The organism is Clostridium sp. CF012 (assembly GCF_018861755.1).
GTDB lineage: Bacteria > Bacillota > Clostridia > Clostridiales > Clostridiaceae > Clostridium_AD.
Genome location: NZ_JAHLEF010000005.1, coordinates 62,462 through 74,876, shown reverse-complemented (window position 1 = coordinate 74,876; position 12,415 = coordinate 62,462). Strand labels below are relative to the sequence as shown.

General features: G+C 32.3%; 10 protein-coding genes. All 10 read left to right on the top strand.

Annotated features, from left to right (window positions below; genetic code table 11):
• The first annotated feature begins 197 nt into the window (after window positions 1-197).
• The 10 genes from KPL50_RS07065 (at window position 198) to KPL50_RS07020 (ending at window position 12,412) form a co-directional block, all read left to right on the top strand.
• Window positions 198-500, top strand: a complete 303-nt coding sequence (locus KPL50_RS07065) for a hypothetical protein (protein WP_216297758.1) — start codon at window positions 198-200, stop codon at window positions 498-500.
• Between the two features lie 583 nt (window positions 501-1,083).
• Window positions 1,084-3,684: an ATP-dependent chaperone ClpB gene (clpB, locus tag KPL50_RS07060; protein ID WP_216297757.1), complete on the top strand. Its 2,601-nt coding sequence runs from the start codon at window positions 1,084-1,086 to the stop codon at window positions 3,682-3,684.
• Window positions 3,685-3,882: 198 nt separating this feature from the next.
• Window positions 3,883-4,503: a nitroreductase family protein gene (locus KPL50_RS07055; protein WP_216297756.1), complete on the top strand. Its 621-nt coding sequence runs from the start codon at window positions 3,883-3,885 to the stop codon at window positions 4,501-4,503.
• A 293-nt stretch (window positions 4,504-4,796) separates the two neighbouring features.
• Window positions 4,797-5,276 carry a methylated-DNA--[protein]-cysteine S-methyltransferase gene (locus KPL50_RS07050; protein WP_216297755.1) on the top strand — a complete coding sequence of 160 codons (480 nt, stop codon included), beginning with the start codon at window positions 4,797-4,799 and terminating at the stop codon, window positions 5,274-5,276.
• Between the two features lie 149 nt (window positions 5,277-5,425).
• Window positions 5,426-6,610, top strand: a complete 1,185-nt coding sequence (locus tag KPL50_RS07045) for a sugar MFS transporter (protein ID WP_216297754.1) — start codon at window positions 5,426-5,428, stop codon at window positions 6,608-6,610.
• Window positions 6,611-6,776: 166 nt separating this feature from the next.
• On the top strand, window positions 6,777-8,183 hold the full coding sequence (uxaC, locus tag KPL50_RS07040; RefSeq protein ID WP_216297753.1) for a glucuronate isomerase: 1,407 nt from the start codon (window positions 6,777-6,779) through the stop codon (window positions 8,181-8,183).
• 167 nt (window positions 8,184-8,350) lie between these two features.
• The gene (locus KPL50_RS07035; RefSeq protein ID WP_216297752.1) at window positions 8,351-9,373 is read left to right on the top strand and encodes a LacI family DNA-binding transcriptional regulator; all 1,023 of its coding nucleotides are present in this window, start codon (window positions 8,351-8,353) and stop codon (window positions 9,371-9,373) included.
• Window positions 9,374-9,581: 208 nt separating this feature from the next.
• A complete protein-coding gene (locus tag KPL50_RS07030; protein ID WP_216297751.1) occupies window positions 9,582-10,601 on the top strand; it encodes a TRAP transporter substrate-binding protein in 1,020 nt (339 codons plus the stop codon).
• Window position 10,602: 1 nt separating this feature from the next.
• Window positions 10,603-11,088 (top strand): TRAP transporter small permease, encoded by a 486-nt coding sequence (locus KPL50_RS07025; protein WP_216297750.1) that lies wholly within the window; start codon window positions 10,603-10,605, stop codon window positions 11,086-11,088.
• 16 nt (window positions 11,089-11,104) lie between these two features.
• The gene (locus KPL50_RS07020) at window positions 11,105-12,412 is read left to right on the top strand and encodes a TRAP transporter large permease (protein ID WP_216297749.1); all 1,308 of its coding nucleotides are present in this window, start codon (window positions 11,105-11,107) and stop codon (window positions 12,410-12,412) included.
• Window positions 12,413-12,415 lie beyond the last annotated feature (3 nt).

Sequence of the window (12,415 nt, the reverse complement as noted above, 5' to 3'; positions counted from 1 at the left end):
ATAAACAATAACAACATTAAGAGATAAAGCTCTTTTGGATTCTTTATTGGAAAAATTAGGTTTCAGATTTATGTTCTGGGCCTTTTTACTTTTGGGGCAAATTAATAATATGAGTAAAAATTCTGTATAGATGGATAAAATAAACAGGAAGCCGTATTTTTATGTTTCCTGTTGGGTAAGGAAGAAGGGAAAGAAAAATGATAAAGCTGGAAGAAATATATAAGCTTTGTGAATGCTGTGAAAAGCAAGATAGAAAAACAGGTATTAGGAAGTTAATGGAGAAAGGTTACAATGAAATTATTGCGACTAAATATTATAACATATGGAAAAGGCATTACATGGATTGTAGTAGTCAAGATTTAATGCTTTCTGGTATTTATATAAAAACTAGTAAAGAAAGAAGACTTTTAGAAGAGTGCACATTTATTGAACGTCAAAGGTATCTGGAAGCATTAAGTAAAGAGCAACTTATACAAATAGCACAGGCAATGCTTAAATAATATACAAAGACAATTATAAATGCACGCAAATATAATTTGGCTATTATTATTGTAAGTATATTATTTTTTGATTATTCCAATGAATTCAGTTAGAGTCAAGAACAATTGGCAGTTAAGCTAGACTTAGTAGTAATTGTGTGATATAGTGGATGAATTAGCACTCGTTACTAGAGAGTGCTAAAAAGAATGAGTTAATAGAACTATTAAAAGTCGCTTTTTTTATGGAAGTGGCTTTTTTGATAGGCAATCAACACAAATATATCCATAATTTATATATATCCCTAAAAATGGATAAGAGATAAGGGGTGAAACTAAATGGGAGATAAAAATCCGAACAAGGTGAAAAAAAAGAAAAAGATAATTGAAAAAGGTACTGAGCTTGCACCAGTCGTCACAAAAGTCAAAGCAAGAAAACCTAAAAAATAACAACAAAAGGCACTTACTTGAGTAAGTGCTTTTGTTATTTTTATATGAAATCACTGAATATTGGGTGCGATACCTAAGGAGTTAGCATCTAGCATTAATAGATTAGTTAGTGATATAATAATAGTAGAAATATTCAAACTAAAGGGAGGGTTATTTTATGGATGTGGAAAAGCTAACGGTAAAGGTTCAACAATCCTTAAATGAAGCTCAATTAATAGCAGTAAAAAATAATCATCAGCAAATAGATACAATACATTTATTTGCAGCACTTATTGCTCAAGAGGATGGGCTCATTCCGAATATATTCAGCAAAATGGGAGTGAATATAAGGCAACTTAATGAGGATATTAACAAAGAAGTAAACCGAATGCCGAGAGTTACAGGAAGCGGTGCAGATACAGGATCTGTTCATGCTACTAGAAGGTTTGAAGAGGTTTTTGTGCGAGCAGAAGATGAAGCTAAAAAATTCAAAGATTCTTTTATAAGTGTGGAGCATGTAATGCTCGGTCTTATGGATGTAAAGACTAAAGAGATAGGAGATATTTTAAAGAAATTTAATATAACTAAAGAAGAATTTTTGAATGCATTATCGAAGGTTCGCGGAAATCAAAGAGTCGAAAATCCTGATCCAGAAGGTACTTATGAGGCATTGGTGAAATATGGAATAAACCTTGTGGAGCAAGCTAAAAAGCATAAATTAGATCCTGTAATAGGACGTGATGATGAAATTAGGCGGGTTATAAGGATACTTTCTAGAAGGACAAAAAATAATCCTGTACTTATAGGAGAGCCTGGAGTAGGTAAAACTGCTATAGTGGAGGGACTTGCCCAACGAATTGTAAAGGGAGACGTACCAGAAGGACTTAAAAATAAAATAGTATTTTCTTTAGATATGGGAGCTCTTATTGCAGGGGCTAAATTTAAAGGTGAGTTTGAAGAAAGGCTCAAAGCAGTACTTAAAGAAGTAGAAAATAGTGAAGGTAAAATAATTTTATTTATAGATGAGATTCATAATATAGTGGGAGCAGGAAAATCAGAGGGTTCTATGGATGCAGGAAATATGATAAAGCCACTTCTGGCCAGAGGAAGCCTTCATTGTATCGGTGCAACTACTTTTGATGAATATAGAAAATACTTAGAGAAGGATAAGGCCTTAGAACGAAGATTTCAACCAGTAACCGTTGAGGAGCCAACGGTTGAAGATGCTGTGTCAATACTTAGAGGTCTTAAAGAAAAGTTTGAAATATATCATGGGATACGAATTCATGATTCAGCCATAATAGCCGCAGCAAAACTTTCGGATAGATATATAACCGCGAGATTTCTCCCAGATAAGGCAATAGATCTTATAGATGAAGCTTGTGCTATGATAAGGACTGAAATAGATAGTATGCCCACCGAGATGGACATGACTAGACGTAAGATATTCCAACTTGAAATTGAAAAGAATGCACTATCAAAAGAAAAGGATGAGGCTTCAAAGAAAAGGTTGGAGGTCTTGGAGAAAGAATTAAGTAATTTAAAAGATAAAGATAATGAAATGACAGCAAAATATGAAAAAGAAAAATCTAAGATAGTTGAAATCAGAAATTTAAAAGCAGAGCTCGATGCCTCAAGGGGAGAGATAGAAAAATCAGAAAGAGAATATGACTTAAGTAAAGTGGCGGAGCTTAAATATGGAGTAATTCCAAAACTGGAAGCTCAGATAAAAGAAAAAGAAGAAGGCATACATGAAAATAATGAAACAGCTATGCTTAAAGAAGAGGTAACAGAAAGTGAAATTTCACAGATAGTATCAAAGTGGACTGGAATACCTGTAGCAAATCTAGTAGAAGGAGAAAGAAAAAAACTCCTAAGGCTTGAAGATGAGTTATCAAAAAGGGTAATTGGTCAGAAGGAAGCGGTAATAGCGGTTTCCAATGCTGTTATTCGTGCAAGAGCTGGCATGAAGGACCCGAGAAGACCTATTGGTTCATTCTTATTCCTTGGACCTACTGGCGTTGGGAAAACGGAACTTGCTAAAACACTAGCTAAAACGCTGTTTGAGAGTAAAGAAAGTATAATAAGAATAGATATGTCAGAGTATATGGAGAAATATTCTGTTTCTAGACTTATTGGAGCTCCTCCAGGATATGTAGGTTATGAAGAGGGTGGTCAGCTTACGGAAGCTGTACGGAGAAAGCCCTATAGTGTATTGTTATTTGATGAAATAGAAAAGGCTCATGAAGATGTATTTAATATATTTCTTCAGATATTAGACGATGGAAGGCTGACAGATAATCAAGGTAAGATTGTGAATTTCAAAAACTGTATAATAATTATGACTTCAAATATTGGAAGTAGTTATCTTTTGGAGAACAAAGAAAGTGGAAGTATAGAGCAATATATTCGTGATAGAGTTATGAGCGAGCTGAAATCAAAGTTTAAACCAGAATTTCTAAATAGATTGGATGATATTATACTCTTTAAACCACTAGATACAAAAGAAATAGAAGGTATAGTTGATATATTCCTTGAAGATATCAAAAATAGGCTTAAAGACAAAAATATATCAATGAAGGTGACGGATGCTGCTAAAGAGCTTATGGCAGAAGAAGGTTATGATCCAATTTATGGTGCACGTCCACTAAAGAGATATATTGAAAATGTCTTAGAAACATCTATTGCTAAGAAAATTATCAGGGGAGATATTAGTGAGGGCTCTATCATAGGGGTAGATGCTAAAGGGCAGCAAATTATAATAGAAAAGATTCAATAATTGTGTTTAGTTTCAGCAAAAATTGAGAACTAGGTTGCAGAGATGCGATTTAGTCCTGGATTTTTTGTATTAGGTTATGTTTTGTTTTATCTCTTTGCAGATATAAATAATAATTGACAATGAAACAGTTATTTAACATAATAGGGTTGGACATGCATCTAGATAAAACAAAATTATTTTGAAAGAGGAGATTATATAATGAATGAATTTTTAAAAATTGTTAGAGAAAGAAGATCGGCTAACAAATTCATTGAAAATGTTGTAATACCAAGAGAAGATTTTAATGAAATATTTACAGAACTCTCATTGGCGCCTTCTGCATTTAATTTACAACATGCTAATTATTATGTTGTAGAAGATAAATCATTAACGGATAAAATTTATGATGCGGCTTTTAAACAGTATAAAATAAAAACTGCTTCAGCAACAATAATAGTTACTGGAGATAAAAATGCTTATTTATCAGCGGAAACCATATATGAAGGGTCAATGATGCTGGGGATGATAGATAAAACTGAATACCAAATTCTAATTGATAGCATTAATCATGTATATGAAGATGGTGGAAAAGGCTTTCTACATGATGAAGCTATTAGGAATGCATCTATATCAGCAATGTTATTTATGCTTTTAGCTAAGAATAAAGACTGGGATACATGTCCAATGATATATTTTGATAAAGATAAAATCAGCAAGTTATTAAATATTCCAGAAAATGAAGTGCCAGTTATTATGATTACCATGGGTAAAATAGACAAAAGTAGTAGCAAAATAAGAGGGTATAGAAAGCCTACTGCTGAATTTGTAAAATTCTATTAATTAATTATAAATGAAAACCATTATTAAAGTTATTAAGCATCTTAATAAGTAAGAATGGACATTGCAAAATGCCCCCCAATCGTAGGATAAAATGACTACGATTGGGGGAGTTTTAGTTTAGAGTATTGAACAAATACTCTAAACTAAAATGAATACCCACATCAGCTATAGGGAACATATACATTAAAAGGTATTTTAGGTTATATAAAAAGTCTACAATAGAGAAAAAAAAATATCGGTGAAGTGGCGTGGATGGGAAGCCTATGCTACATTCTACTTATGGAGGTGCCTAAATGACTAAAAAATATTATGGATATTATAATTCGCCTATTGGAATATTGGAAATAATAACTTCGGGCGATGCAGTAATTTCAGCTATGTTTGTAGATGAAATTAAGGAAAGTACAGGAGAACCGCAGATTTTGAAGAGCGTTATTAAACAATTTGATGAATACTTTAAAGGAACAAGAATTGAATTTGAAATAAAATGTGAAGTACATGGCACTGAATTTCAAGAAAAGGTTTGGAAGTCTTTAGTGGAGATACCTTATGGAGTGACTTTATCTTATAAGGAGCTAGCGATTGCAATTGGAAACGAAAAGGCTTCAAGGGCTGTTGGTAAGGCTAATAGTAAAAACATTATTAGTATAATTATACCTTGTCATAGAGTGATTGGAACTGATAAGAGCTTAACAGGATATGCCGGTGGGCTTAATAGAAAGCAGTGGCTTTTAGAACATGAAAGGAAAAATTCATCTACCTCCTTATCTTAGATAAGGAGGTTTTTGTAGAAATGACGAATATTGTGACGAAATAACATCTTAAAAATAGACAAAGTATTTTAAAAAGGAGGTATTTTGCATTTTATGTAGAATGTTAGACGATAACAGTATTTATTAAAAATTGGGAGGGCTTTATTTATATGAAACAACCAGTATTTTATTCGGAGCTAGGTAAAGACAAGAAGTACATTTTGATTTGTTGTTTTTTTGTTTTTGCAGTCAATGGTCTATATGCTATGATTTTAGGTTCACTTTTACCGATAATCAGTAATGAATATGGGCTAAACAATACAATGAGTGGGGCATTGCTCTCTGCGCATCAAGCAGGTAACTTGATAGCAGGGTTTATTGCAGGTGTGTTGCCGCTTTATTTAGGAAGAAAAAAAGCCATAATGTTTTTATGTAGCTTTGTTGTTATGGGATTTTCAATTATGGTTTTAACCGGTAACCCAGTATTACTTATTTTAGGATTTTTATTTACAGGATTAAGTAGGGGAAGCATCTCTAATTTTAACAACACTATTGTAAATGAGGTGTCAAACAGCAGTCCCGCAGCTCTTAATTTTTTACATAGTATTTTTGCTATTGGTGCTTTAATTGCTCCATTTTTAGTGATACTATCTACAAATATAGGTGGGGACAAGGGCTGGAAAATAGCTGCTGGTGTTATTATTGTTCTAGCAATTATTTCTATTTTTCTTTTTTCGAAAATGAAAATAGATGATGCTACAAAAAAGAAAGAAAAAGTAAAAATATCCTATGAATTCTTGAAAAATAGGAATTTCTTGATTAGCGCCGGAATTTTATTTTTCTATTTGTGCGCAGAAGCAACTATTAACGGATGGATGGTTAAATATTTTATAGATTCAAGGATCATGACCATAGAATATGCGCAGAAGCTTGCGTCACTATTATGGGCAGTCATTCTTGTTGGTAGATTAACCTGTGCCTTTTTAGGAGATAAAGTATCGAAAAAAGCATTGCTACTTACAACAAGTATTGGAACCGCAGGTTTTTACTTGTTATTACTATCGTCACAAAATTTAACTGTTATTACAATAGCTATAATGGGCCTGGGACTTTCTATGGCAGGTATTTATCCTACAACAATTTCAACTATTGGTAACACTATTAAAACTTATCCGATGTCAATGGGCGTATTACTTATGGTAAGTGGACTTGGAGCTATCATGATGCCAATTATAACCGGCGCACTATCAGATGCTTTTGGGATTCTGGCTGGAATGACTGCTATTGTATTTGCTATTATTTTGATGATAGTTTGTGTAGTTTTAAGTGTGTTTAGCAAAATAGAAAAGGTATAGAAGGTTTAGCATAATTCTTTAATATTAATTTAGGAAGTAATATACGTATAAAAGTTAACGATTTCACTATTGCATTATATAATATTTTAGTCTATAATATAAAACAAGTTGATGTAATTGTTAACGTGAACAATAATCCATAATTCAATAAAAGAAGGGTGAGAGCATGAGAAAATTCATGGATGATAATTTTTTATTATCTAACGACACAGCTATAAATCTATATAACAATTATGCAAAAGATATGCCTATTATTGATTACCATTGTCATCTAAATCCAAAAGAAATCTTTGAAAACAAAAGATTTAAGAATATAACTGAAGCATGGTTATATGGAGATCATTATAAATGGAGAGCTATGAGAAGTAATGGTATAGACGAAAAATACATTACTGGGAACGCTAGTGATTATGAAAAATTTATGGCATGGGCAAGAACAATGCCTATGACTATAGGTAATCCTCTTTATCATTGGACACACTTAGAACTTCAAAGATTTTTCGGAATATATGAAGTTTTGAATGAAAAGACTGCTCCAGCTATTTGGGAAAAGGTAAATGAATTACTTAAGGGAGACGGCTTTGGAGCAAGAGATTTAATTACTAAGTCGCATGTTAAAGCATTGTGTACAACAGACGATCCCATAGATTCACTTGAATATCATATTAAGCTTAAGGCAGACACAGAATTCGGTGTAAAGGTTTTACCAGCTTTGAGACCTGATAAAGGACTTCAAATAAATAAAGATACTTTTATTCCCTGGGTTGAAAAGCTTGAACAAGTCTATAAAAAGGATATAAAAAATTACGATGAATTCCTAAATGCTCTAGAATCAAGAGTGAGATTCTTTAACGAAGTGGGTTGTAGAATTTCAGATCATGGCTTAGATAGCCTAATACATATGGAAGCTTCTAAAGAAGAAGTAGCTGATATATTTTCAAAGGCATTAAAAGGACAAACTGTAAGCCAGGACGAAGAAAGCAAATATATGACATATACATTACAATTCTTAGGCAGATTATACTCAGAGCTTAAATGGACAATGCAACTACATCTTGCAGCACTAAGAAATAATAACACAAAAATGTTAAAACAATTAGGGCCAGATACTGGATTTGATTCGATTAACGATGAGTGCATGGCTAATTCTGTTTCAAGACTATTAGATTCATTAGAAGTGGATAATTTTCTTCCAAAAACTATACTATATACTTTAAATCCTAAAGATAATTATATACTTAGTACTATGCTTGGAAACTTTCAAGGCACTGAAGTTCCAGGAAAGATACAATTTGGGGCAGCTTGGTGGTTCTTAGATAGTAAGGAAGGTATGATAGAACAAATGAAAACCTTAGCTAGTACTGGACTTTTAAGTCGTTTCGTAGGAATGCTAACGGATTCAAGAAGTTTCTTATCGTATACAAGGCATGAATACTTTAGAAGAATATTATGTAATTTAATAGGAAAATGGGTTGATAATGGCGAAGTACCTGAGGATATGGAACTTCTAGGAAGTATTGTTCAAGGCATATGTTATAATAATGCGAAAACATATTTTGGAATTGATTGTTAACGTAAACAATAGTATTTTACACAATTGTTCACTAGGAATGTTTTAAATAATAGAAAATCACTAAGTAAGATTACTGATCATTAAGTGCAAAATGCTAAATGTGTTAGTTAAGTGGTTTCAGTTATGGTATTATATAAGTATTTACTAGTGACATAGGGGTGTTAAAAATGGAAGTAACAATAAAAGATATAGCTAAAATTGCAAAGGTTTCACATACTACGGTTTCAAGAGCACTTAATGACAGTCCTTTTATAAATGTAGAGACAAAAGCTAAAATAATGGCAATAGCAAAGGACCTTAATTATGTACCAAATTATAATGCAAAAAGCTTGGTATTAAATAGATCTTATAACATAGGATTGTTTTTTACTACTATAAGTGAAGTAACATCATCAAGGTTCTTTTTTGAAACTGTAAGTGGTGTAAATAGTGTCATAAATGAAAGTTATAATCTGGTAGTTAGGGGAATTGATGATTACAAAAATTTTACATTCATTAATAAGAGAAGTTTTGATGGTATTATATTGATGAGCCAAAGTGATAGTGATAATTCCTTTATATACTATTTACTGGAGAAGAAGATACCATTAGTTGTATTAAACAGAGATATAGATGAGAGTTCACTAGTTAATATATTATCATCAGATAAAAAAGGAGCTTATGAAGCTGTATCATATCTGATTCAAAATCGACATAAACATATAGCCATAATAGAAGGTAAAACGGGATTTAATTCTACTGTTGAGAGAAAAAATGGATTTTTACATGCATTAATTGAAAACAAACTACAAGTGGAAAGTGAATATATGGTTGAAGGTGATTATACTATTGGAAGTGGATACATTGCCATGAAAAAGTTATTGAGTTTGAAGAAGGTTCCAACAGCGGTGTTTTGTTCAAATGATGAAATGGCTGTAGGGGCAATGAAAGCTACATTCGAGGCAGGACTCAATGTTCCTGTGGACATTTCCATTATGGGGTTTGATGGTAACCAGATAGGTGCGTACCTAACGCCTGCTTTAACTACTGTAAGAAGACCTATTATTGAAGTAAGTAGAAAAGGTGCAGAAAAACTTTTGCATATTATAGATAATAATTGTGTTGAAGGAAAAAATGATAAAATTTGTGGAGAAAAAATATATATTAATACGGAACTTGTTGAGAGAGACTCAGTGGCAAGGATAACATAATTTCCACTAAGTTTGCGAGTAATTGTTCACGTTAACAGTAACTGCCTACCTAAAATTTATATAATTATGTGTGTTAAATAAAATAACTTGGGTGGAGAATATAATTAAATGACAACGTTAACAGGGATTATCAGTGGAAAGTAATTAGAAAATAATCACTTTCTAATTACTTAATAAAATTATATGAGGCAACAAAGGAGGAAAAAACATGTTAAAATCAATGAAAAAAACTATTGCATTACTGTTATCTTCAACTTTAGCTTTTGGTTTAATTGGGTGCAGCAGTGTTACTGATGGAAAACGAATTATTCGTATATCTCATTCACAATCACAAGATCATCCCGACCATATAGGACTTCTAGCATTTGAAAAACATATAGAGTCTAAATTAGGTAATAAATATGATGTCCAGATTTTTCCTAATGAATTACTAGGTCCTTCTGTAAAAGCAATAGAACTGGTTCAAACAGGAGCAATTGATTTCGCAGTTGCAAGTACTGGTAATCTAGAAACCTTTGATAAGGTTTATCAAATATTTAGTATGCCTTATTTATTTGACAGTGTAAACGGTTATTATAAGGTAATGGAAAATAAAGAATTAATGAGTAGTATATTTAAGTCTACAGAAGCAGCTGGTTTTGAGGCAGTTACATGGTTTGATGCGGGTACAAGAAATTTCTATGCTACAACACCTATCAGAACCCCTGATGATTTGAAAGGTAAAAAAATCCGTGTTCAGCAAAGTCCTGCAAATGTAAGAATGATGCAATTATTTGGAGCAGCAGCAGCACCTATGAGCTTTGGTGAAGTATATACAGCTATACAATCAGGAGTAATCAATGGCGCTGAAAATAATGAATTAGCATTGACTAACAACAAACACGGAGAAATTGCTAAGTTTTATACATACAATCAACATCAGATGGTCCCTGACTTATTGATAGGGAATCTTAAATTTTTAAATAGCTTATCACCCGAAGATAGAGTGATATTTGATGAAGCAGCAGAGGAGTGTAATAGGGTTGAACGTTCAGAATGGGGTGCTAAAACAGCAGTTGCAGTTGAACAGGCAAAGTCCATGGGAGTAGAGTTTATACACCCTGATGTAGAATTATTTAAACAAAAGGTACTTCCATTACAAAAAGAGTTATTAGCAAAGAATGAGAAATTAAAACCTATATATGATAAAATTCAAGAAATAAATATACAAGTAAAGGAGAAGAAATAACATGGGAAGTCTTAAAATAAAGTTAACTAAAGCACTGGAAGTAATATGTATTTCACTCTTTATTTTTATAACAATTATAGGATTATATCAGATTATAACAAGATATGTGTTTAATTCTCCTAGTACAATTTCAGAAGAACTGTTAACATTTTCATTTACATGGATGGCATTATTATCGGCTGCACTAGTTTTTGGAAAACGTGAACACATGAGAATGGAATTTGTTGCGAATTTATTCAAGGGAAAAGCAAGTGTATTTTTAACAATTATTTCCGAAGGATTGATTTTAATATTTTCTGCTTTAGTACTTGTTTATGGCGGAATGCAAATTACAAAACTTACATCTCTACAGGTTACTGCTTCACTAGGAGTACCTATGTCCTATATCTACGTTATAGTACCTATAAGCGGAGTTTTAATAATTATTTTTAATGTCCTTAATATAAATGAGTTGATTTCACAATTTAAAACAGAGAAATCTAAATAAAAGAGGAGGCAAATAAATGGGCATAGCATTAACATCAGGACTAATAATAGCAATAGTTTTAATAGTTTTATTGCTTGGAGGCATTCCAATTTCAATTGCATTAGGCATATCTTCATTACTAGCTATATTACCAGTACTAAATTTTGACGCTGCGGTTTTGACAGCGGCACAAAGAACCTTTTCAGGAATATCTGTATTTACATTAATAGCAATACCATTCTTTATTCTAGCAGGTAATATTATGAATAAAGGTGGAATAGCTATCCGTTTAATAAACTTTGCAAAAATCTTATCAGGTAGAATACCCGGTGCAATGGCACATACAAATGCAGTTGCAAATATGATGTTCGGAGCCATTTCAGGCTCAGGTGTTGCAGCAGCATCAGCTATGGGTTCTATTATAGGACCTATTGCAGAAAAAGATGGTTATGACCGTGATTATATGGCAACTGTAAATATAGCAACTGCACCAACAGGACTCCTAATACCTCCAAGCAATGTATTAATAACATTTTCGCTTGTAAGTGGTGGAACTTCTGTGGCAGCACTATTCATGGCAGGTTATATTCCAGGAATTCTATGGGGTCTTAGCTGCATGGTAGTTGCTTACTTTATAGCAAAGAAAAAAGGATACCGTAGCCAAGAACGCGTTACTCTAAAGCAAGCATTAAAAACATCTGTTGAAGCCATCCCAAGCTTATTATTAATTTTAATTGTTATCGGTGGAATTATCACAGGCGTATTTACAGCTACGGAAGGCTCAGTGGTAGCCGTTGCTTATAGTTTAATATTATCTTTATTCTTTTATAAAACAATAAAAATTAAAGATTTATATGTTATTTATAAAGAAAGTGCCGAAATGACAGGTATCATAGTATTTTTGATTGGTATATCAAGTGTTATGGCATGGGTTATGGCATTCACTGGAATTCCTGGTGCAATTTCAGCCGCATTATTATCCCTTAGTAGCAATAAAATAATAATCTTATTAATTATTAACTTGGTGTTATTGTTTGTAGGAACTTTCATGGATATTACTCCTGCAATACTTATTTTTACACCTATTTTTTTACCAATTTGTTTAGGCTTTGGAATGTCAGCAATTCAGTTTGGTATAATGATTACATTTAACTTATGTATAGGCACAATTACACCACCAGTAGGAAACATACTCTTTGTTGGTGTTAAGGTTGCGAAAACCACAATTGAAAATGTAATGCTAAAGTTAATACCATATTATGTAGGCATTTTTATTGTATTATTGCTTACAACTTACGTACCAAAGGTTTCCATGTGGTTACCTACATTAATGGGTTATAAATAAAAA